Raw genomic sequence first — 20,600 nt, 5'->3', positions numbered from 1 at the left:
GCCCCGCCCCTGAGCTGTGCATCCCCGGTTCCCGAAAGTCAGCGGCGTCGTCCGATAGACTGGGTCAGTACTGGATGCCCGGTCGTCCGAGAAAGCCTCGTTCCACCGACCACTCCGGCTCTGATCTGACGTTCAGCATTTGGCCGGTAGCCGCCAACCCGGCGGCGCTTAGCACACGATCGGCTTCCGCGGCCCGTTTCCGCACGGTTCCGTCTACCGCTCCCGCGGCCGGCGTCGAGCCTCGGAAACCTTTCAGGAAGACGAAGACTTCGTGACTATCGATCAGAATAATCATTTGCATGCCGAGGACGCCGCCGAGGAGATCACCGTCGACGCCTCGATCACGGCCGAAGGCGATCCGCGTGAGGAGTCCCCGGAGACCTTCGCGGATTTCGCGGTTCACCCGGATATCGTCGCATCCTTGAGCGACGCCGGGATCCTGCACCCCTTCCCCATCCAGGCCATGACGCTGCCCGTCGCGCTCTCCGGCCACGACATCATCGGACAGGCCAAAACCGGCACCGGCAAGACCCTCGGCTTCGGTATCCCGGTGCTGCAGCGAGTCGTCGCCCCAGGCGATGAAAAATTCTCGGCACTGCCCACCCCCGGCGCACCGCAGGCCTTGATCATCGTGCCGACCCGAGAGCTCGCGGTGCAGGTCGCCAACGATGTTCAGACCGCAGCCCGCCAACGGGGAGCCCGGGTCACCACGATCTACGGCGGCCGCGCCTTCGAGCCCCAGATCGAATCGCTCACCAAAGGCACCGAGGTAGTGGTCGGCACGCCCGGGCGGCTCATCGACCTCTACCGGCAGCGCCATCTGAACCTCAAGAACGTACGGATCGTCGTTCTCGACGAAGCCGATGAAATGCTGGACCTCGGCTTCCTCCCGGACGTCGAGACCCTGCTGGCAGCCACCCCGGAAGTTCGCCAGACCATGCTCTTCTCCGCGACGATGCCTGGCCCCGTAGTGGCTATGGCCCGTCGTTACATGACCCAGCCCACCCATATCCGCGCGGCCGATCCGGACGATGAGGGCGTCACGAAGAAAGACATCCGCCAGCTGGTCTACCGCGCGCACAATATGGACAAGGACGAATTGGTGGCCCGAGTGCTGCAGGCTGAGGGCCGCGGCCGGAGCATCATCTTCACCAAGACCAAGCGCACCGCAGCCCGACTCTCCGATGAGCTGACCGCCCGTGGTTTCGCAGCGGGCGCCATCCACGGCGACCTCGGCCAGGGCGCCCGGGAACAAGCTCTGCGAGCTTTCCGGAACAATAAAGTGGACATTCTGGTGGCCACCGATGTCGCAGCCCGCGGTATCGATGTCGAAGACGTCACTCACGTCATCAACTTCCAGTGCCCGGAGGATGAGAAAACTTATCTGCACCGGATCGGCCGCACCGGCCGAGCCGGGCAGAAAGGCACCGCGGTAACGCTCGTGGACTGGGACGATGTGCCCCGCTGGTCGCTGATCGACAAAGCCATCGGGCTGGGTGTGCCCAACCCCGAGGAGACCTACTCCTCCTCTGCGCACCTCTTCGCGGACCTGAACATTCCCGAAGGCACCAAAGGTCGCCTGCCCAAGAACAAGCGCACTCATGCCGGCCTAGCTGCGGAAGCCATTGAAGATCTCGGTGAAACCGGTAAACGCCAGCAGCCGCAGCGCGGTGGTCGGGACCGCCAGTCCGATGGCCCAGCGCGTTCAGATCGTCCCGAGGCTAAATCCGGTGGCTCCCGGAACCGCAGGCGGCGCGGTGGACGCCCTGATGGCGGCGACCAGGCAGCGGGCAGAGCCTCGGAGCAGAAGCAGGAAGCCTCCGGGCAGGGCACAGAGCGGGAGGAGAAGGCCTCGCGTCCTTCTCGGAACCGCAGGCGGACCCGTCGCCGCAACGGCCAGGTAGTGAAGCAGGAGAGCTCAGCTCAGGCCGCTCCGGCGCAGCCAGCTGAATCCTGAACCGCGAGTGACTGAGACCAGCTGGCACCCAGAGGGGCCGAATCTGGTGGTGGAAGCCGAGAATCTCACGTTCCTGGAACCACTGCCAGATGGCTCTTTCACTGTGATCTACATAGACCCGCCCTTCAACACCGGGCGGGCTCAGACCCGGCAGAACGTCACAGTGACCCGCAGTACGGAGGCCAGTACCGGCAGCCGGAACGGGTTCGGCGGTCATAGCTACACCAGCGTTAAAGGCCAGCTGCACCGCTACGATGACGCCTTCACCGATTACTGGGAGTTCCTGGAACCTCGTCTATTGCAGGCCTGGCGGCTGCTGAATGAACGGGGCACGCTGTACCTGCACCTGGATTACCGGGAGGCGCATTACGCCAAGGTGATGCTGGATGCGATCTTCGGCCGGGAGTGCTTCCTCAACGAGATCATCTGGGCTTATGATTTTGGTGCCCGCTCCCGAAGACGCTGGCCGACGAAGCACGACACCATCCTGGTCTATGTCAAAGACCCGGCGCAGTATCACTTCGACAGCACCGAGGTGGATCGGGAGCCGTATATGGCACCGGGTCTGGTCACACCGGAGAAAGCTGCCCTGGGCAAGCTGCCTACCGATGTCTGGTGGCATACCATCGTCTCCCCCACTGGCAAGGAGAAGACCGGCTACCCCACGCAGAAACCGGAGGGCCTGCTGCGCCGGGTGGTGGCAGCTTCTTCGCAACCGGGCGACTGGGTCATGGACTTCTTCGCCGGTTCGGGCACTCTCGGCTCCGTCGCCGCCGCGCTGGACCGGCGTTTCGTCTGTGTGGACCAGAACTCTGCCGCGGTGCAGATCATGAGCGGACGCCTTAGCGCCAGCGCTGAAATCATCCGTGCCGGGGCATCAGATTGAGCTCGGGCAACTAGCGGACCACATCCGTGCCGCTGGCTAGATCCTCGATCCGGGCGAGGGCCTGCGGGCTCGTGGTATTCTCACCCAAGCGGTTGCGCTTACCTGCCCCGTGATAGTCAGAGGAGCCGGTCACGATGAGGTCGTGCTCAGCGGCGAGACGATAGAGGAATTCTTTGCCCGCAGCCGGGTTGTCCCGGTGCTCGATCTCCAGCCCGGCCAGGCCGGCATCGATCATCTGCCGGTACACCTCATCGCCCACCACGCGGCCCCGCTCCACCGCTACCGGATGCGCGAATACTGGAACGCCCCCTGCGCTGCGGATCAGCGCCACCGCAACGGCTGGTTCAGGGGCGTAGTGGGAGACCCAGTACTTCCCCCGGGCAGAGAGAATGGATTCGAACGCCTCGTCCCGGGTGCGCACCACTGACGCGACCACCAAGGCATCGGCGATATGCGGCCGGCCTACGGTGGCGCCAGGGGCGACCCGCGCCGAAACGTCCTCCCAGCTGATCGGATAGTCCTCAGCGATCAGCGTCGCCATCTGCTCCGCCCGGCCCAGGCGCGCCTGACGCGACTTCTGCACCTCCGCCAGCAGGCCCGGATGCTCCGGGTTGTGCAGGTAGCTGAGCACGTGCACGGTGATCCCCTCCGGGGTCTGGGATGAGACTTCCATGCCCGGCACTAGTGCGATGCCCTCGGCCCTGGCGGCGGTTGCGGCCTCCTGCCAGCCGGCTGTCGAATCATGATCTGTCAGCGCCACAACGTCCAGTCCTGCGGCCCGCGCGGAGCGGATCAATTCGCTGGGCGCTTCGGTGCCATCGGAGACTGTGGAGTGAGTGTGGAGGTCAATGCGCATTCTCTCAGCCTAGAACGCATCCGCCTCCGCCGCTTCCGTGGCAGGATGGTGGTGTGTCAGAAATCCCCCAGAACCAGACCGAAGCAAGCAACGACGGCAGCGCAGATGCACACGGGCAGCCGCTTGAGGAGCGTGTGAACAACCGTTCCTTGCGACCGGACTCAGACGCCTTCCGGAATTTCATGAGCTCCCGCTGGGCGCCGGCCAACCAGGAGCTGCCTGCGCAGGACCCTGTCGCCGAGCATGCCGCGCAGCGCCGCCGGGCGATCAGCGAAAAGTTCCCCGGGGAGCGACTGGTGATACCGGCCGGCCCGCTCAAAGTGCGTTCCAATGACACCGATTACATGTTCCGCCCGCATTCGGGCTTCGCCCATCTGACCGGCCTGGGCGTGGACCACGAGCCGGATGCGGTCTTGATCTTGGAACCGGTTGATGCCGGCGCCGGAGACGGCGGCGGCCACCACCAGGCGACCCTGTACTTCCGACCGCTTGCGGGTCGGGACACCGAGCAGTTCTACGCGGATGCCCGCTCGGGCGAGTTCTGGATCGGCAAGCGGCCCAGCCTGGCCCAACTGCGTGCCCAGCTGGGCCTGCCCACCGCCGATCTCACTGAGCTCGAGGTAGCCCTGACCAAGAACATCGGGGAGCCGAGCGTCGGCGGCAACCGGGTGCGACTGCTGCGGGATGCGGACCCTCAGGTCGACGCCCTGATCGATACCGCTCGGATCAACACCGCACCGAATCCGGATACCGTTGATCTCTCCGCGGCCGATGCCAGTGACGCCGCCTTGACCGAAGCACTCTCCTCGCTCCGGCTGGTCAAAGACTCCTGGGAAGTCGCCCAGCTCCAAGAAGCCGTTGACGCGACCATCGATGGCTTCACGGAGGTAGTGCGGGCATTGCCCCGAGCGATGACCCACCACCGGGGCGAGCGCGTCGTGGAGGGAGCTTTCGCCGCTAAGGCGCGTGAAGAGGGCAACGGCCTGGGCTACGAGACCATCGCGGCCTCAGGCGACCACGCGACGACTCTGCACTGGATCACCAATAACGGGAAGGTCGCCTCCGGTGATCTGCTACTCCTCGATGCCGGGGTCGAGGCTGATTCGCTGTACACCGCTGATATCACCCGCACGCTGCCGGTCAATGGCAGCTTCACCGATGTGCAGCGGAAGGTCTATCTGGCCGTGCTCGATGCCGCCGATGCCGCTTTCGAGGTGGCGCGGCCCGGTACGAAATTCAGGGACATCCACGGGGCCGCTATGCGGGTACTCGCCGAACGGCTCGTGGAATGGGGGCTGCTCGATGTGCCGGTGGAAGAAGCGCTGTCCCCGGAGGGCCAGCAGCACCGGCGCTGGATGCCGCACGGCACCAGCCACCACCTGGGCCTGGACGTGCACGACTGCGCTCAGGCTAAAGCCGAGCTGTATCTCGACGGAGTGCTGGAGCCGGGTATGGTCTTCACCATCGAACCGGGGCTGTACTTCAAAGCCGATGATCTCGCCGTACCCGAAGAATACCGGGGCATCGGGGTGCGCATCGAGGACGATGTGCTCATCACCACGGACGGTAACGTGAACCTCTCCGCGGCACTGCCCCGTCACCCCGATGATGTCGAAGCCTGGATGGCCGGCATCTACGAGGCGGATCAGCACTGATCGGGCGGCCTCGGCTCAGCGCTGCTCGCGATCAGCGCCTTCGCCGGCCTGGCCAGTAGTCCGCTGGTCTGAGCTGGCCTGATCCGCACTGGCCTGCAGTGAGTTTGTCTGCTCTTCCGGGCTGACGCGCACGCCGTACTGGGGCCTGCCATCGGGCAGGTCCGGGTAGCTTCCGCGCCTCGGGGTACCGTGCTCGGGGTTTTCAGAGCTGCCCGGAGACTGCTGAACTGCTTGCTGCTGGGCGGTATCGCCTACCCCGCTCTGTGCATTCGGAGTCGTCTTCGGAGCCGGCTGCTGAGGCTGGGCGGGGCGCTGTGGCTGAGCGCCGTAGGGATTCCCCCAGCTTTCCGGGCGGGATGGCACCTGAGATGGCTGGCTGTCAGAAGAGCCCTGCGAAGAGCCGCCGTTGCCCTGCGGCGGGGCGGTATCCCCTGCTCGCGAAGCAGACCCAGACCGCGACGGTGCACCCCACTGCTGCTGCGCCGTGGAATGATTCATCGGCAGATTCTGGAGCAGCCTGCGAGCCTCCGCGGAGGCCTCCCGGGCGACGATCACATCGTAACTGCCGGCAACCACCTGAGACGTCGAGGTGAAATCCCGCTTGCCCCGCTGGGCGGCGTAACTGATGATGCCGAAGAGCATCCAGAAGCCGGCGCCGATCAGCATCGCGAAAGGCACCATACCGAAACCGCTGGGCGTAGGGCTGAAGAAGGAGAGCAGCAAGCCGACGAAGAGCCCGAACCAGATGCCCTGCAGCGCCCCGGTCAGCGCCACCCGGGGGTAGCTGAGCCGGCCGGTGACCCGCTCGATCATCTTTACATCGTTGCCCACGATAGAGACCAGCTGGACCCGGAACTGCTGATCCGCCAGGTAGTCCACGGCCTTCTGGGCATCCAGATAAGAGGTGTAGCTGCCGACGGTGTCCCCTTCCGGCACACTGCGCGAATCATCGAGTCTACGGGCGGGGCCGAAAAGGTTTGACATAAGAGCATTCTCGCGCACTTCAGGGCTCCGTGCAGCTGTGAATACGCCAGTATCGCTTCGGGTGAACCTGGTGAATTCCTATGGCCGGCTCCGGGACCAGCCGGGGCGCGGTGAGGCTCTTTTAGCAGCTGGGCGGAAACTGACAGTAGCCTGGAGAGGTGAGCACTCCGAATTCACTCAGGCGCATCTTCGTGGCCAGGCTGATCGGCTTGGATGTCTTTGACCCGGTAGGCGACCGGCTCGGACGACTGCGCGATGTCGTCGTGCATTCGCGCGGACATCGTTCGCCGCATGCGATAGGCATCGTGGTGGAAGTCACCGGCAAGCGCCGGGTTTTCGTCCCCATGACCAGGCTGACCTCGATGGACCAGACCCAGATCATCACCACCGGGCTCGTGAATCTGCGCCGGTTTGAGCAGCGCGGCACCGAGCAGCTCGTGGTCGGCGAGCTCTTCGACCGCAAGATCTCTCTTGCCGATGGTTCCGGGCAGGCGATTATCGAGGACATCGCCCTCGATCGGAGCCGCAATGGCGACTGGCTTGTCTCGAAACTCTTCGTGCGACGCGGCAGCTCCGCCTCCCGGCTGCGCGGCTTGCGGCGCGGGGAAACCGTGCTGATCAACTGGGATGATGCGATTCAGGACACCGCTGATGATGAGCCGCAGGCGGCCACCCAGCTCGTGGCCAATTACGAAGATCTCAAACCTGCGGACTTCGCGGACGCGCTTCAGGAGATGAGCGATAAGCGGCGTATCGAAGTCGCCTCCGAACTGCAGGACGAACGGCTGGCGGATGTGCTCCAGGAACTGCCGGAAGAAGATCAGGTCCAGCTGCTCTCCGCCCTCGATAACGAACGCGCCGCAGATATTCTGGAAGAGATGGACCCGGACGATGCAGCGGATCTGCTCTCTGACCTTCCCAGCGCCAAGGCTGAGGAACTGCTGCTCCTGATGGAACCCGAGGAAGCCGACGATGTGCGCCGGCTGCTTCAGTACGACGAGGACAGCGCGGGTGCGCTAATGACTCCGGTACCGGTGATCATGGCACCTGAGGACACCGTTGCCGAGGCCCTGGCAATGGTCCGCAGCGAAGAGCTCACCCCTGCCCTAGCGGCCGCGGTCTTCATCTGCCGCCCCCCGTTGGAGACACCCACCGGGCGTTTCCTGGGCGTCGTGCATATTCAGCAGCTGCTGCGCAGCGCCCCTCCCGAGCAGATCGGCACTCTGGTCGATAAGAACCTGGAACCTATTTCGGATCTGGCACCCGTTGCCGACGTCTCGCACGCCATGGCCTCCTACAATCTAGTGTCTCTGCCAGTGGTCAACAGTGCCGGGCGTCTCGTCGGTGCCATCAGCGTCGATGACCTTCTAGATCATCTCCTCCCGGATGACTGGCGCATTCACGAAGACGGAGCCCCCATCAAGAAGCTAGGAGGCCAATTTGGCTAAGCAGCCGAAAAAACCCGCCGAGAAGCGCCCAAGCACCGGCCTGGACACCCCGCTGGAGCTGCGTTCCCGGCTGTTCCCCAGGCTCTCCCCGGACCCGGACGTCTTCGGGAAGTGGACCGAGGGCTTCGCCCGCTTCATGGGAACCCCGCAGTTCCTGCTCTACATGACGCTCTTCTGCCTCATCTGGCTGGGCTGGAACACCCTGGCACCGGAAGAGCTGCAATTCGACCCCCGGGCGCTGAATTACACGCTGCTCACCTTAATGCTCTCGCTGCAGGCTTCTTACGCAGCTCCGCTACTGCTGCTCGCGCAGAACCGTCAGGACGACCGGGACCGGGTCGCAATCGAACAGGACCGGCAGACCGCGGCCCGGAACCTTGCCGATACCGAATACCTCACTCGGGAGCTAGCCGCGTTGCGCATCGCTCTGCGGGAGGTGGCAACGCGTGATTTCGTTCGCTCTGAGCTGCGCGGCCTGCTCGACGGCCTCACCTCGGACACCGAGGAACAGGGCAAACAGGCCGGCACGAAGACTCATGCCCTGCCCAAGGTCAAAGAGCCGCAGGACGACAACGCACAAGAAAACCAAGAGAGCACAGCACAGGAAACCACTCCCCCAGAGAGCGCGGAATCCGAGGAGTCGTGACCGAAGAACCGACGTCATCCCAGCTCTACGAGGCCCTGGCCACGGTGATCGACCCGGAACTCCGGAAGCCGATCACCGAGCTCGGCATGGTCGAAACCGTCTCCTGTGATCCAACCGGACACGTGACGGCCAAAGTCCTGCTCACCATCGCGGGCTGCCCGATGCGCGAGACTATCGCCGCGGATGCTTCCACTGCGCTGAGCCGGGTCCCGGGGGTATCGGCGGTGACCGTGGAACTCGGAGTGATGACTCCGGAGCAGCGTGGTGCGCTGCGCGATCAGCTGCGCCCGGAACGCGGGCAGATTCCGTTCAGCCGCACTGACTCGCTGACCCGGATCTACGCGGTGGCCAGCGGCAAGGGCGGTGTCGGCAAATCGAGTGTGACCGTGAATCTCGCCTGTGCGCTGGCTGCCAGAGGCCTCAAAGTGGGTATTGTGGACGCCGATATCTACGGCTTCTCGGTCCCCGGCCTGATGGGGCTAGTCAGTACCGGCCCGGAGGGGCAGCAGACCATCCAGAAGCCGACCAGGGTGGACGAGATGATCCTGCCGCCAGTAGCCTATGACGTCAAAGTGATCTCCATCGGCATGTTCCTCTCCGGGAACCAGCCCGTGGCCTGGCGCGGGCCGATGCTGCACCGCGCCCTGGAGCAGTTCCTCGGCGATGTCTACTTCGGCGATCTGGATGTGCTGCTCTTGGACCTGCCGCCCGGTACAGGAGACGTCGCCATTTCCGTGAGCCAGCTGCTGCCCGGTTCCGAGCTGCTGGTCGTCACGACACCTCAGCCCGCCGCCGCTGAGGTCGCGGAGCGAGCAGGGTCGATCGCTGCGCAGACCGGGCAGCGAGTGGCCGGGGTCATCGAGAACATGTCCTGGCTGGAGCAGCCGGATGGCAGCCGGGTGAAGCTCTTCGGATCAGGCGGAGGCGCCGCTCTGGCTCAGCGGCTCGGTGTCGCGCTCGGCTACCAGACTCCGCTGCTCGGCCAGATCCCCCTGGATGTCTCCCTGCGGGAGCACGGGGATTCCGGCACACCACTGGTCCAGGAGGATCCTGAGTCGCCAGCGGCGCAGGCATTGCAACACATCGCGGAGCAGCTTTTCACCCGGCCTCAGAGCTTAGCCGGCAGGTCTTTGAACATTCAGCCCCGAGCGGGAAGCTGAAGGGGTGAATCCCTGAGCCTCAGCTCAGGTGGCTTCGTTGTCCCAGGGCGCTTTCTCCCCGGTGGCCAGGCGCTCCACGGAGACGGTGAGCATCTGCGGTTCCGAGGCCGCAGCGGGCTCTACACTGGCCGCGCCAGGGGTTGGCCTGTCGTCATCGAGCAGCGCTTCTCGGATGATCCGGCGCGGATCGTACTGCCGGGGGTCGAGCTTCTGCCACTCGATACTGCTGAGATCGACGCCGGCTTCTTCTTTGATCTGTTCCCGAGCGCCACTGGCCATCCGCCGGGCTTCACGGACGAAATTCCGGAACTTCTGCGCGTATTCAGGCAGGCGCTGAGGGCCGATGACCAGCACTGCAACAATGCCGATGATCAGGAATTCGTAGCCGTTAATGTTGAACATATCGAAAAAAGCCTACCGGAAACCATTGCCTGTTTGCCGCATCCGGGCAATGCATGCAGCGGTCACAGAACTCCTGCAATACGCGGCAACTTGAGTTTGGGTAGTTTGACCGCAGTGGTTCTGGTTTTGGCCTTCACCTGCTCCGGGCGCCGCGGATCGCGATGGGCCAGGGTCTGGCGTAGCATCGCCCGGCCGCGATGTATCCGGGAGCGGACCGTGCCGAGCTTGACCCCCAGGGCAGCGGCTACCTCATCGTAGGACAGCCCTTCCAAATCGCAGAGCACTACAGCGGCGCGGAAATCCGGCGGCAGCGCGTCTAAAGCGGCCTGAACATCCACATCGAGGTTGTTGAACTCGAAGCTACGCTCCGGCCCCGGATCCCTACCAGGCAGGCGTGATTCGGCGTCCTCGGCGAGGGCGTCGAAACGGATTCTCGATCTGCGCCGAGCCTGATCAAGGAAAAGATTCGTGGTGATCCGGTGCAACCAGCCGTCCAAGGTGCCGGGCGTGAAATTCGCTAAAGAGCGGAAAACCCGGACGAATACCTCCTGGGTCAGATCCTCGGCATCGTAGCGATTGCCCGTGAGTCGGTAAGCGAGTCGCAGGACTTTAGCCGAATGCTCCTGAACAACTTCTTCCCATGTAGGCATCACCCAGTCAGCATGACTTGCTGCTGTGGTCTCTACTGTCACCAAGCCCACCCCTCAATGATCCTCGCGACGGATATCACAGATAGCTAGATCCAACAAGACTGATGAAAATTAATTATGGCAGATCCGGCTGAAAGTTTGCTGTGCTGGCGGCAGGTTCACCGAGGGCATAGCAGCAGCTCAGCCCAAGGTGCAGGTGGCATGCGCCGACCTTCTGGCGCAGTATTCTTGAAGGTATGAGCGCTGACAAAACGGCCATCTGGTCATATATCGAAGGACTTCCGATAGACGACGAGATCCTGATCCGGGCCAGGGAGCGCTCCAGCAACCTCGGCGCACACACGGTTTCCGCCGCCACCGGATCGCTGCTGAGCGTCCTCGCCGCGACCTCGAAGGCGCAGACGGTCGTGGAAATCGGCGCCGGAGCCGGTGTCTCCGGGATCTACCTGCTCCGCGGCCTGCCCCGGGCTGCAGTGCTGACCAGCATCGACGCTGATATCGAGCACTTACGAGCCGCCAAAGAGGCTTTTGCCGAAGCCGGCTTCCCGGCCAATCGCACCCGGACCATCAGCGGACGCGCGGCAGAGGTGCTGCCCCGGCTCACGGACCAGGCCTATGATCTGGTCTTCATCAACGGCGGCAAAAAGAACTATCCAGGCTATGTGGAGCAGGGCATCCGGTTGCTGAAGAGCGGCGGCCTCATGGTACTCAACGATGCACTCGATGGCGGCAAGGTCGCAGAGCCCGCGATCCGTGAGCAGAGCACGGTAGCGCTGCGCCAGATCGGCAAAGCCCTCCGTGAGGATGAGCGCTTGGTCTCTTCGCTGCTGCCGACCGGCGAAGGCGTACTCCTCGCCGTGAAGCTCTGATCAACCGATAACTAACACTGCTGCTTACTCGGTGACTCCGAGCAGGCACTCCTTGAGCCGCTGAGCTTCATCTGAGTTGAGCTCGACCACGAGGCGTCCACCGCCTTCCAAAGGCACCCGCATGATGAGGCTGCGCCCCTCCTTCGTGACCTCCATAGGACCGTCACCGGTTCTGGGCTTCATGGCCGCCATCAGATAAATCCCTTCGTGCTCTCTATGAATCAGCAAAGACCGCTGTGAGCATTATCTCGTAATTTCGGGCCGCTAGCCAACCTTAGGCGGCTGCCATCGGACTTCTGACAACGCTTAGGGCGGGTAATCACCGCCACCGGGCAGTGGCTCCCAAGCCCATAACCAGACCACCCAGACGATCTGCAGCAGAACGAAGAAGACGAGCACGGCGCCTCGGTACGCTCGGGACCTGGAGATGAAAGCAGCCGCCAGAGCCAAGGGGAAAAGCGGCAGCAGCAACCGAAAAGTGCTCGTCTGCGGATGTAGCACCGCGAAGAGATAGAGCGCATAGCTCAGGCACCACAGCCGCAGATCAAGGCCGATCCGGCGCACCGCTGCTGAGTTGAGATAGAGCAGGAACCCCACCACGAGACCGAGCACCGCCAGTGGGGCCAGCAGCGGTCCAAAAAGCATCGTCGCGGTACTGAACCAGGATTCGAAGAGGATGAGTGGGCCGCCGCGCCAGGCGGTCTCCGTCTGCGTATACGCGGTGCTCTCCCCCGTGACCAACCAGGCGATGACCGGCCAAGCGAGGGCACCGACGAGCGCCGTGAAGCCCAGGCACAGCGCACCCCAGCGCTGCCGCACCGTGATCTGCTGCCAGCCCGCAGCAATCCGACGCCGGAGCTGCGGGCGAGTGCCCGCCTCTTCGTGCACGAATAGGCGACTGAGCAGGTGCAGCAGCACGAAGAAGGCGAAAGCACTGCCGATCGGCCGGGAAAGATCGCTCAGCAGTACCAGCGGGACTGCGAGGAAATAACGGTGCCGGCATACCGCGTAGAGCGCTGCCGCGAGGAATGCCAGATTGAGCGATTCGGCGTACGGAACCTGGAGAATCGGGGAGATCGGGAAGAAAAGCACGAAAGCGGTGCCCCAGGTCGCCGTCACCGTGCTGGCATACAGCCGGAACAGCCGGTAGATCATCAAGCTCGCGGCCAGACCGGCGATGGTCGCTACAAGCGGTGCTAGGATCAGCCACTCACCCCCGGTCAACGCTGCTAGCCCCCGGATCAACAAAGGGAACAGCGGGTAGAACGCCCAGGCGTTCTCCTGGACCGTGCCGTTGTCTTGCCGGGGTAGGACGTCCGGGTAACCGTCGGCGAAGATCCGGCGGTACCACTCGCTGTCCCAGATGCCGATGAAATCCAGGTACCCCGGAGCAGTGCCGACCCACGGGTTGGGGCCCTGCTGACGGGCCGCAGCGACGAAGATCAGCAGCGATACGAGCCTGCTAAACAGATAGATAACACCGATCCGCAGCCACCAGGGGCTTCGGATCAGGGGGCGCAGTACTCGAAGCAGCCCCTGCCATAAAACGTCATTGACCCCGGGATCCCGGGGGCTCGCCCGTCTCGGGCCGCCGCTGTCACCGCCCTGGCGGGGGTCTGCCGCTCGGGGGTCTGCCGCTCGGGGGTCTAGGTGGTCGGTGAGGGCAGAGGTGATTGCAGGGCCGGATGCGCCCCGGTCCGGTGCCTCAGATGGCATCGCGCACCCAGCAGCCTGCTTCATGATCATTGACCAGACCGATGGCCTGCATCATGGCATAAGCCGTCGTGGAGCCGACAAAACGGAATCCCCGGACTTTGAGCTCTTTCGCCAGGGCAGCGGATTCCGGAGTCTTCGCGGGAATCGGTGCGCCTTCCGGCCGCGGGTCCGGCTGGAAACGGCGGAGCAGCGCGCCCAGAGGCTCGCCTGCTGGGAGCGCCAACAGCGCCCTGGCATTGGCGATGGTCGCTTCAATCTTGGCCCGGTTTCGGATGATTCCGGAATCGGCCAGAAGCCGCTGCACATCGTGCTCTCCGAAAGCAGCCACGCGCTCAGGGTCGAAATCAGCGAATGCCGCTCGGAAGGCATCGCGCTTCCGCAGAATCGTCAGCCAGCTCAGCCCGGACTGAAAAGCCTCGAGGCTGAGTCGCTCAAAAAGAGCTGCTTCCCCCGTCACCGGGCGCCCCCATTCCTCATCGTGATATCGCAGATACAACTCGCTGCCGACCAACCCGGGCCACGCGCAGCGCGGCTGACCATCCGGGCCAGTGGCCAGGGACGCTCCGTCGTCAGCCATCATGACCTCGCATCGCGCCCCCCGGAGTGCCCGGAGCATCAACCGCTTTTGCCGCCAGTTCAGCCTCGAGCTGCTCGATGCGCTCGCCACGGAGCTCGAGCTCCGTGGCGAGCGCATCGAGCACCTGATCCACCTGATCCATCCGGTACCCGCGCAGGCCCAGGGAGAAACGCACCTTGGCGACGTCTTTGGGCCCGGGCCGCTCGGGAAGCAGCACCGGCGGAAGGTTGGGCAACGGCGGGGCCAGCTCCTCATCGAGGAACGGATGATCCATGACACGGCGCCGTGAAGAGGGCGCCTGCGCTGCCGGAAGTTCTGCGCCGGGTGCCTGTCCGAGCTCTTGTAGAAGTTCTTGTTCGGCCAGATCTTGCTCAGCCAGCCGTTCCCGACGGCGCAGGCCCAGCAAGAAAATCACCAGAACGCCAATCAGGACCAGCGCAACGAAGACCAGCAGGTAGTTCAGGCTCATGTCCCGCCCGTCGCTGCATCAGCATCACGGTGGGCAGCAGTGCGCGCGCGCTCCTTCTGAGTCTGTTCTTTGTGTGCTTGCGCCTTCTTCGCCTCTGATTCGGCGATCGCCCCGACCACAGCGGCCACGGCTTCCTCGGCGGTCTCCACCACGGAGATGATGTCCAGATCGCCTGGTGACACGAGCCCTTCGGCCACGAGCGTGTCCCGGAGCCAGTCGACCATCGGGCCCCAGAACTGGCTTCCGATCAGCACGATCGGAAAGCTAGTGACTTTATGCGTCTGCACCAGGACCATCGCCTCGAAAAGCTCATCCAGGGTTCCCAGGCCGCCGGGCAGCACGATGAAGCCCTGCGCGTACTTGACGAACATGGTCTTCCGCGCGAAGAAGTAGCGGAAGTTGACGCCTAGGTCCACCCACTGGTTCATGCCCTGTTCGAAGGGCAGCTCGATACCCAGGCCTACGGAGAGTCCGTCGCCATAGACCGCTCCTTTATTCGCGGCCTCCATCGAGCCGGGCCCTCCCCCGGTAATCACCGCGAGTCCAGCCTCAGCAAGAAGTTCGCCGACTTTCACACCGGTCTCGTAGAAGGCGCTGCCAGGCCGAGTGCGCGCGGAGCCGAAAACGCTCACCGCCGGGCCGATATCGGCGAGTGCGCCGAAGCCTTCCACGAACTCGGATTGGATCCGCAGCACCCGCCAGGGGTCGGTGCTCGTGAAATCGCCTGATGAGTGATGATCCAGCAGATACTGGTCTTCGGTCGGAGCAGGCCTGTCCTGCTGCTTGTTCCCGCCGATTAACCCTCGCCGTTTGGCGGGCATGACCCGGGAAAAACCCGATTCCGTCTGGATTTTCTGCGGACCAGCGTCCGCTCCGATAGGAGAACTCATAAGCCCAGGCTATGCTACTACTTTAAACAGAGACACTTGTCACGGTCTATCACGTTTCTGTGTCGATGCAGATCGGCTGCTGTCATGTGATGAATCTGACACGAACATTGGAGTAGGGTCTTCGCATGACGAATGAGCACGTATCACTGGCTGATGCCCGCAGTGGCGCCGCAGCAGGCGCCGCCACTGCTACGCCCCTCGTGGAGGTCAACGCGGTCAATAAGCACTACGGTGCTCTGCACGTGCTCCAGGACATCAATCTGCGGGTTGCCAAGGGCGAAGTCGTGGTGGTCATCGGGCCTTCCGGCTCGGGGAAGTCAACGCTATGCCGGACCATCAACCGGCTGGAAACCATCGACGACGGCGATATCCGCATCGACGGCAAAGCACTGCCCGCGGAAGGCAAGGCACTGGCCACACTGCGTGCGGAGGTGGGAATGGTGTTCCAGTCCTTCAATCTCTTCGCGCATATGACCATCCTGGAGAACGTCACGCTGGGGCCGGTCAAGGTCAAAGGCACACCGAAGGCGCAAGCCGAGAAGGAAGCGATGGCTCTTCTGGAGCGCGTCGGCGTGGGCCAGCAGGCGGCTAAGCTGCCGGCGCAGCTCTCCGGCGGCCAGCAGCAGCGCGTGGCGATCGCCAGAGCACTCGCCATGAATCCCAAAGTTATGCTCTTCGATGAACCCACCTCCGCACTGGATCCGGAGATGATCAACGAAGTCCTGGACGTCATGGTGGGCCTGGCCAAAGAGGGCATGACCATGATCGTGGTGACGCACGAGATGGGCTTCGCCCGGAAAGCCGCGGATCGGGTGGTTTTCATGGCGGACGGCCAGATCGTCGAAGACGCCGAGCCGGAGACCTTCTTCACCGCACCGCGTAGTAACCGGGCGAAGGATTTCCTGTCCAAGATCCTGACCCACTGAGCTTCTGCTCACCAATACGCACTGAACCTCGTATCACTCGCATGATTGAAAGGCAGACATGAAATTCACCAAAAAAGCCAGCCTCCTCGGTGCCGGTGTCGTCACCATGGCGCTGGCCCTGACCGGCTGCAATTCGGGTACCCCGGGTGGCTCGGACGCGGCCAGTGGCGAGAAGCCCTACACTGTGGCGGAGAACGTCTCGCTGAACGGCAGCCCGACCTACGACAAGATCACATCCGAAGGGACCATCACCATCGGGGTCAAAGAAGACCAACCGGGAATGGGTTACAAATCTCTGACCACCAACGAGTACTCCGGATTCGACATCGAGATCGCCCGCTGGATGGCCGCGAGCCTGGGCGTTTCCGAGGACAAGATCCAGTTCATGCCGATCGCCTCCTCCAACCGGGAGCAGGCACTCGCTAATGGCCAAGTGGATATGTACGTGGGCACGTATTCGATCACGGATAACCGCAAGCAGATGATCGACTTCGCGGGGCCGTACTTCGTGACGGGCCAAGGCTTACTCGTCCGGAAAGACGATAATTCCATCAACTCCGAGCAGGATCTTGCGGGTAAGAAGGTATGCTCGGCCACCGGTTCTACCCCCATCCAGAACATCCGGGAGAACTTCCAGCAGGCCATCCCCCAGGAATTCGACGTCTACTCCAAGTGCGTCGACGCGCTGAAGAACGGAACAGTCGATGCCGTGACGACGGACCAGGCGATCCTGCTCGGCTATGCAGCACAGGATTCGGAGAATCTGAAGGTAGTCGGTGAGCCCTTCACCACTGAGCGCTACGGAATCGGCCTCAAAAAGGGCGAGACCGCTCTCAAGGATTACCTCAACCAGACCCTGACCAACGGCCAGGAGATCTGGACCAAGATCTATGACAGTACCCTGGGCCAGGCCGGCAGCGATGTTCAAGCCACCCAGCCCGCTGTCGATAACTGAGACAACTCGCTCAATTACTTCTTAGCGATGCCGGGCCCGGGGGCCACGACAACGTACCCCCTGGGCTCGGTACCGCATGATCAGAAGCGGATCACTGCTGTGAACACACTGCTCGACAATCTTGACCTCTTCATTGAGGGGTTTAAGAACACCCTGATACTCTTCGCCTTCTCCGCGGTTTTCGCGCTTCTGCTGGGCCTTGTCGTCGCTGCGCTGCGGGTCTCACCGGTGACCCCGATGCGCAGCTTGGGCACGTTCTACGTCAACATCATCCGGAATACCCCGCTCACCCTGGTCTTCCTGTTTTTCGTCTTCGGCTATCCGCGGCTGGGGTTCCCCAATCCGGGCTACATCACCCTGGCGATCATCGCACTCTCCCTGTACACGGCAACCTATGTTGCCGAAGCCATCCGCTCCGGAATCAACACCGTGCCCATCGGGCAGGCCGAGGCCGCCCGGGCCATCGGCCTGCCCTTTGCGCAGACCATGCGACTGATCGTCCTCCCGCAGGCATTCCGAGCCGTGGTGCCGCCGCTCATGAGTGTCTTCATCGCCCTGCTGAAAAACACCACCGTGGCCGCAGGCTTCTCCGTGCTGGAAGCCGGCGCCATTAGGTCCAACCTCTCCGAACGCGGCTATCCGGCCCTCCAAGGTCTGCTCTGGGTGGCGCTCGGCTTCGTTCTTCTGGTCTTTATTCTCAGCTTCGTGCAGAACAGGCTCGAAGCCCGCTGGAAGGTGGCTTCCTGATGAGTTCCGTCCTCTTCGACACCCCAGGGCCTAAAGCCCTCCGGCGCAATCGCCTACTAGGCATCATTACCATCCTCGTCATCGCGGGGCTGCTGGCCTTTGTTGTTTACCGCTTCGCGGAAACCGGCCAGTTCTCCGCGAAGAAATGGTCTATTTTCAGCTACACAGTGGTCTGGGAGAATCTACTCAAAGGCCTCTGGGCTACCCTGAGCGCCTTCGCTTTCGCAGCGGTCGGCTCGATCGCGCTGGGCATGCTGCTAGCAGTCGGCAGACTTTCCGACCGGCCCTGGATTTCCCGGCCGGTGGGCTGGTTCACAGAACTTTTCCGAGCGATCCCCTTGCTGATTCTGATGGCCCTGATGTTCTACGGTCTCCCCTCGATCGGCGTGCAAGGGATCACCCCGTTCACCGCTGTAGTGACCGGTCTGATCCTCTATAACGGCTCAGTGCTCGCAGAGATCTTCCGGGCAGGTATTCTTGCGCTGCCCAAGGGGCAGAGCGAAGCCGCCTATGCTATCGGGCTGCGGAAAACCCAGGTGATGGGCATGATCCTGCTTCCACAGGCGGTGCGCACTATGCTGCCCGCGATCATCGCGCAGCTCGTGGTCGCGCTGAAGGACACCGCTCTCGGCTTCATCATCACCTACCAGGAGCTGCTGTACCAGATCAATAATCTGGGCAAAGCCGGCGAATTCGAGTTCCCGATCATCCCGGCGGCGATCGTTGGCGGAGCCATTTATGTTGGCTGCTGTCTGCTTCTAGCAGGGCTTGCGAAGTTCACCGAAAGCTGGATGAGCAAAAGCCCTAAGGTCTCGGGCTGAGTCAGGAGTTCGCCGCTAAGCGAGGCAGCTCACGGGTGGCACAGTGAATTCCGCCGCCACCCGAGGCGATGACGTCGATGCCCAAGGGCACGATCTTCCTATCACTGAAGTGCTCCTGGAGGATCGACCGGGCATTTTTATCGGCTTTTCTATCCCCGAACTCGGGGACGAAAACAGCTCCGTTGGCTATATAGAAGTTCGTGTAGGAGGCCAGGAAGTCCTCTTCGCTGCCACGGACCCGTCGATAGTCCGGCTGCGGCAACTCAATGATCTCGAAGGACTGGCCGCGGGCATCAGCGCTGGCATGCAGCAGCCCTTTGGCCTGTGCCGATGATGCCGCCCAGACATCGTAGGGTGCGCCCAAGCCTGGAACATCGAGTAGCACCACTCCGGGGGCTGCGAAACGAGCCAGGGAGTCCACATGCGCATCGGTGATGTCCTCGCCGTAGACGCCATCGAACCAGATCACCGTGGTGACGCCGAGGGTTTCTTTGAGCCTGGAATCCAGTTCCTCCAGGGTGAGGCCAGGATTCCGGTTGCTGTTGAGCAGCGAACTTTTGGTGACCATAAGCGTTCCCTGGCCATCCGTTTCCAAGGAGCCGCCTTCGCCGATAATAGAGGCCTGGGACCGCTGGATTCCGAGAGCGGAAATGAGCTTCTGCGCGACGAATGCATCGTGGTCATGCTGCTGCTTGCGCCCCCAGCCGTTGAAGCCGAAGTCGACCCCTTGTAGCTGCCCTGTGCTGTTATCTCGGACGAAAACCGGGACGGTGTCTCGGGCCCAGAGATCATTCACCTCAAGAGGCAGCACCTGCACGGCCGAGCCGCAGCGTCGCTGTGCTTCGTCAACCTGATCCGGGCCGGCTAGCATCACCACAGGCTCAAAATCACTGATGGTCTTAGCGAGTCTGGCGATGTCTTTCCGGACGTACCTTACATCCACATCCCAGATCTCACGATTCGGCCAGGACATGAAGGTCTGTGCATGCGGTTCCCATTCGGCCTCGAAGGTCGCATCCTGATGTGTCACTGAGATTTTCCTGTTCCTTCTGAGATGGTTGCTAGGACCCGTCTCCAGGGCAAAGCAGTCATGCCAGAATAGACCGCATGAGCACCCCGGAAGGTCGTACGCGCCCGGCGATAGTGGCGAATATCGCCTTGGCGGTCCAAGCGCTGCGACTCTGGACCAGTAAGCAGATCCTGGCAGCGGCAGTGGCTGCGATAGTCGTAGCTGTGTTTATCGGCGTTGCCACGGCGCTGATTTCGAGCCCTTTCTTCACTCGTGATATTGCTGCGGAGTGGTGGAACTACCCGGTATGGCTGCTGACCTCCGTGCTCTCCGGAATGCTAGTAGCGACGTATCTGCGACCACCACTGAGCGATGGCGCTAAAACTAGCGCTGAGACAGGTTCCGCAGAAGCCGGCGTCACTGAAGTTGCCAAGGCCGCTGAAGCGGCAGAGCGGCGCAGTAGCCGGATGGGCCTGGCCGGTGGTTTCCTGGCCTGGTTCGCCGTAGGCTGTCCGGTCTGCAATAAACTCGCACTGCTGGCGCTGGGCTCCTCCGGGGCGATCTCTTGGTTCGCGCCGGTGCAACCCTTCCTGGCCGTAGCTGCTTTAGCTCTGACCGCCGTGGCTCTCGTCTGGCGACTGCGCGGGCAAGTAGCCTGCCCGCTGCCATAGGCCAACATGAATGGGGTCTGCTGCACGGATAGGTGACATCTGATCTGCGTCGATGTGTCGGCGCTGGAAGGATGTGCACTATGCCGAAAGCGTTCCCCAAGGAGTTCCGCGAGGATGTGCTCAGGGTCTACAGGGACTCGGGTGCTTCCGTTGCCCAGGTCGCGAAGGACTTCGGCGTCTCGCCGTCGTGCCTGAAGCGGTGGCTTGTGATCGATGACCGCGGGTCCGCGAGTCCTTCCCCGGCTGCCCGTGCGGCGAATGAGTCGGATGCGCTGCGGGAGGCGAACAAGCGGATCAAGCTCCTCG

The 20,600-nt window shown here is 62.9% G+C and carries 23 protein-coding genes; 13 read left to right on the top strand and 10 right to left on the bottom strand.

The genetic code is table 11. The features are described 5' to 3' along the window. Window positions 1-271 precede the first annotated feature (271 nt). Both C501_RS0104505 and C501_RS0104500 read left to right on the top strand, forming a co-directional pair. Window positions 272-1,957, top strand: coding sequence for a DEAD/DEAH box helicase (locus C501_RS0104505; protein ID WP_051064469.1), 1,686 nt, complete (start codon window positions 272-274; stop codon window positions 1,955-1,957). 7 nt (window positions 1,958-1,964) lie between these two features. Next, window positions 1,965-2,843: a DNA-methyltransferase gene (locus tag C501_RS0104500; RefSeq protein WP_018134441.1), complete on the top strand. Its 879-nt coding sequence runs from the start codon at window positions 1,965-1,967 to the stop codon at window positions 2,841-2,843. Window positions 2,844-2,853: 10 nt separating this feature from the next. Here C501_RS0104500 and C501_RS0104495 read toward each other — a convergent pair whose 3' ends face one another. Then, window positions 2,854-3,699, bottom strand: coding sequence for a PHP domain-containing protein (locus tag C501_RS0104495; RefSeq protein WP_018134440.1), 846 nt, complete (start codon window positions 3,697-3,699; stop codon window positions 2,854-2,856). A 62-nt stretch (window positions 3,700-3,761) separates the two neighbouring features. On the opposite strand from C501_RS0104495, the gene C501_RS0104490 reads away from it, so the two are divergent. Then, window positions 3,762-5,354, top strand: coding sequence for an aminopeptidase P family protein (locus C501_RS0104490; RefSeq protein WP_245532411.1), 1,593 nt, complete (start codon window positions 3,762-3,764; stop codon window positions 5,352-5,354). A gap of 15 nt (window positions 5,355-5,369) precedes the next feature. Here the strand turns inward: C501_RS0104490 and C501_RS12520 are convergent, their stop codons facing one another. Then, the gene (locus tag C501_RS12520; RefSeq protein ID WP_018134438.1) at window positions 5,370-6,338 is read right to left on the bottom strand and encodes a YflT domain-containing protein; all 969 of its coding nucleotides are present in this window, start codon (window positions 6,336-6,338) and stop codon (window positions 5,370-5,372) included. A gap of 158 nt (window positions 6,339-6,496) precedes the next feature. Between C501_RS12520 and C501_RS0104480 the strand changes: the two genes are divergently transcribed. From C501_RS0104480 to C501_RS0104470, 3 genes are read left to right on the top strand one after another with little or no spacing between them, the layout of a single operon-like run. After that, window positions 6,497-7,786, top strand: a complete 1,290-nt coding sequence (locus tag C501_RS0104480) for a magnesium transporter MgtE N-terminal domain-containing protein (RefSeq protein ID WP_018134437.1) — start codon at window positions 6,497-6,499, stop codon at window positions 7,784-7,786. Beyond that, window positions 7,779-8,432 carry a DUF1003 domain-containing protein gene (locus C501_RS0104475; protein ID WP_018134436.1) on the top strand — a complete coding sequence of 218 codons (654 nt, stop codon included), beginning with the start codon at window positions 7,779-7,781 and terminating at the stop codon, window positions 8,430-8,432. The genes C501_RS0104480 and C501_RS0104475 overlap by 8 nt, the downstream gene beginning before the upstream one ends. Next, window positions 8,429-9,592: an Mrp/NBP35 family ATP-binding protein gene (locus C501_RS0104470; protein ID WP_018134435.1), complete on the top strand. Its 1,164-nt coding sequence runs from the start codon at window positions 8,429-8,431 to the stop codon at window positions 9,590-9,592. Before C501_RS0104475 ends, C501_RS0104470 begins: the two co-directional genes overlap by 4 nt. Before the next feature lie 24 nt (window positions 9,593-9,616). Here C501_RS0104470 and C501_RS0104465 read toward each other — a convergent pair whose 3' ends face one another. Together C501_RS0104465 and sigE are read right to left on the bottom strand one after the other, a co-directional pair. Continuing rightward, the gene (locus C501_RS0104465) at window positions 9,617-9,994 is read right to left on the bottom strand and encodes a twin-arginine translocase TatA/TatE family subunit (protein ID WP_018134434.1); all 378 of its coding nucleotides are present in this window, start codon (window positions 9,992-9,994) and stop codon (window positions 9,617-9,619) included. Window positions 9,995-10,056: 62 nt separating this feature from the next. After that, a complete protein-coding gene (gene sigE / locus C501_RS0104460; protein ID WP_083906540.1) occupies window positions 10,057-10,695 on the bottom strand; it encodes an RNA polymerase sigma factor SigE in 639 nt (212 codons plus the stop codon). Window positions 10,696-10,880: 185 nt separating this feature from the next. On the opposite strand from sigE, the gene C501_RS0104455 reads away from it, so the two are divergent. Continuing rightward, window positions 10,881-11,513 carry an O-methyltransferase gene (locus C501_RS0104455; protein WP_018134432.1) on the top strand — a complete coding sequence of 211 codons (633 nt, stop codon included), beginning with the start codon at window positions 10,881-10,883 and terminating at the stop codon, window positions 11,511-11,513. 24 nt (window positions 11,514-11,537) lie between these two features. Here C501_RS0104455 and C501_RS13935 read toward each other — a convergent pair whose 3' ends face one another. The 5 genes from C501_RS13935 to C501_RS12510 all read right to left on the bottom strand — a co-directional run bounded on the left by C501_RS13935 (window position 11,538) and on the right by C501_RS12510 (window position 15,096). Beyond that, complete coding sequence (locus tag C501_RS13935) at window positions 11,538-11,705, bottom strand: DUF3117 domain-containing protein (protein WP_018134431.1); 168 nt, start codon at window positions 11,703-11,705, stop codon at window positions 11,538-11,540. 114 nt (window positions 11,706-11,819) lie between these two features. Continuing rightward, on the bottom strand, window positions 11,820-13,229 hold the full coding sequence (locus tag C501_RS0104445) for a hypothetical protein (RefSeq protein WP_018134430.1): 1,410 nt from the start codon (window positions 13,227-13,229) through the stop codon (window positions 11,820-11,822). Continuing rightward, on the bottom strand, window positions 13,219-13,806 hold the full coding sequence (locus C501_RS0104440) for a DNA-3-methyladenine glycosylase I (RefSeq protein WP_018134429.1): 588 nt from the start codon (window positions 13,804-13,806) through the stop codon (window positions 13,219-13,221). Before C501_RS0104440 ends, C501_RS0104445 begins: the two co-directional genes overlap by 11 nt. Continuing rightward, window positions 13,799-14,275, bottom strand: coding sequence for a DivIVA domain-containing protein (locus tag C501_RS14715; protein ID WP_018134428.1), 477 nt, complete (start codon window positions 14,273-14,275; stop codon window positions 13,799-13,801). Before C501_RS14715 ends, C501_RS0104440 begins: the two co-directional genes overlap by 8 nt. Beyond that, window positions 14,272-15,096 (bottom strand): LOG family protein, encoded by an 825-nt coding sequence (locus tag C501_RS12510; protein ID WP_018134427.1) that lies wholly within the window; start codon window positions 15,094-15,096, stop codon window positions 14,272-14,274. The genes C501_RS14715 and C501_RS12510 overlap by 4 nt, the downstream gene beginning before the upstream one ends. A gap of 194 nt (window positions 15,097-15,290) precedes the next feature. Between C501_RS12510 and C501_RS0104425 the strand changes: the two genes are divergently transcribed. The 4 genes from C501_RS0104425 to C501_RS12505 all read left to right on the top strand — a co-directional run bounded on the left by C501_RS0104425 (window position 15,291) and on the right by C501_RS12505 (window position 18,614). Continuing rightward, a complete protein-coding gene (locus tag C501_RS0104425) occupies window positions 15,291-16,091 on the top strand; it encodes an amino acid ABC transporter ATP-binding protein (RefSeq protein WP_018134426.1) in 801 nt (266 codons plus the stop codon). A 58-nt stretch (window positions 16,092-16,149) separates the two neighbouring features. Then, entirely contained in the window at window positions 16,150-17,046 is an 897-nt protein-coding gene (locus C501_RS0104420) for a glutamate ABC transporter substrate-binding protein (RefSeq protein ID WP_018134425.1), read from the top strand. Window positions 17,047-17,145: 99 nt separating this feature from the next. Continuing rightward, complete coding sequence (locus C501_RS0104415) at window positions 17,146-17,793, top strand: amino acid ABC transporter permease (protein WP_026174603.1); 648 nt, start codon at window positions 17,146-17,148, stop codon at window positions 17,791-17,793. Next, entirely contained in the window at window positions 17,793-18,614 is an 822-nt protein-coding gene (locus C501_RS12505) for an amino acid ABC transporter permease (RefSeq protein WP_018134423.1), read from the top strand. The genes C501_RS0104415 and C501_RS12505 overlap by 1 nt, the downstream gene beginning before the upstream one ends. Before the next feature lies 1 nt (window position 18,615). Here C501_RS12505 and C501_RS12500 read toward each other — a convergent pair whose 3' ends face one another. Beyond that, complete coding sequence (locus C501_RS12500) at window positions 18,616-19,644, bottom strand: agmatine deiminase family protein (RefSeq protein WP_018134422.1); 1,029 nt, start codon at window positions 19,642-19,644, stop codon at window positions 18,616-18,618. A gap of 77 nt (window positions 19,645-19,721) precedes the next feature. Between C501_RS12500 and C501_RS0104400 the strand changes: the two genes are divergently transcribed. Next, complete coding sequence (locus C501_RS0104400) at window positions 19,722-20,294, top strand: hypothetical protein (RefSeq protein ID WP_018134421.1); 573 nt, start codon at window positions 19,722-19,724, stop codon at window positions 20,292-20,294. Window positions 20,295-20,374: 80 nt separating this feature from the next. Further along, window positions 20,375-20,600 (top strand): transposase (locus C501_RS0104395; protein WP_018134420.1); only part of this gene is annotated, 226 nt, incomplete at its 3' end.

The sequence above is a fragment of the Acaricomes phytoseiuli DSM 14247 genome (genome assembly GCF_000376245.1).
Lineage (GTDB): Bacteria > Actinomycetota > Actinomycetes > Actinomycetales > Micrococcaceae > Renibacterium > Renibacterium phytoseiuli.
This window is presented reverse-complemented; position numbering and strand designations above follow the sequence as displayed.

Excerpts from the sequence above, each read along its gene's own strand:
- C501_RS12520 (WP_018134438.1), bottom strand. The coding sequence starts at position 6,338 with ATGTCAAACCTTTTCGGCCCCGCCCGTAGACTCGATGATTCGCGCAGT.
- C501_RS0104495 (WP_018134440.1), bottom strand. The coding sequence starts at position 3,699 with ATGCGCATTGACCTCCACACTCACTCCACAGTCTCCGATGGCACCGAA.
- C501_RS0104440 (WP_018134429.1), bottom strand. The coding sequence starts at position 13,806 with ATGGCTGACGACGGAGCGTCCCTGGCCACTGGCCCGGATGGTCAGCCG.
- C501_RS0104465 (WP_018134434.1), bottom strand. The coding sequence starts at position 9,994 with ATGTTCAACATTAACGGCTACGAATTCCTGATCATCGGCATTGTTGCA.
- C501_RS14715 (WP_018134428.1), bottom strand. The coding sequence starts at position 14,275 with ATGAGCCTGAACTACCTGCTGGTCTTCGTTGCGCTGGTCCTGATTGGC.
- C501_RS0104420 (WP_018134425.1), top strand. The coding sequence starts at position 16,150 with ATGAAATTCACCAAAAAAGCCAGCCTCCTCGGTGCCGGTGTCGTCACC.
- C501_RS0104445 (WP_018134430.1), bottom strand. The coding sequence starts at position 13,229 with ATGCCATCTGAGGCACCGGACCGGGGCGCATCCGGCCCTGCAATCACC.
- C501_RS13935 (WP_018134431.1), bottom strand. The coding sequence starts at position 11,705 with ATGGCGGCCATGAAGCCCAGAACCGGTGACGGTCCTATGGAGGTCACG.
- C501_RS0104455 (WP_018134432.1), top strand. The coding sequence starts at position 10,881 with ATGAGCGCTGACAAAACGGCCATCTGGTCATATATCGAAGGACTTCCG.
- C501_RS0104400 (WP_018134421.1), top strand. The coding sequence starts at position 19,722 with ATGAGCACCCCGGAAGGTCGTACGCGCCCGGCGATAGTGGCGAATATC.
- C501_RS12505 (WP_018134423.1), top strand. The coding sequence starts at position 17,793 with ATGAGTTCCGTCCTCTTCGACACCCCAGGGCCTAAAGCCCTCCGGCGC.
- C501_RS12510 (WP_018134427.1), bottom strand. The coding sequence starts at position 15,096 with ATGCCCGCCAAACGGCGAGGGTTAATCGGCGGGAACAAGCAGCAGGAC.
- C501_RS0104425 (WP_018134426.1), top strand. The coding sequence starts at position 15,291 with ATGACGAATGAGCACGTATCACTGGCTGATGCCCGCAGTGGCGCCGCA.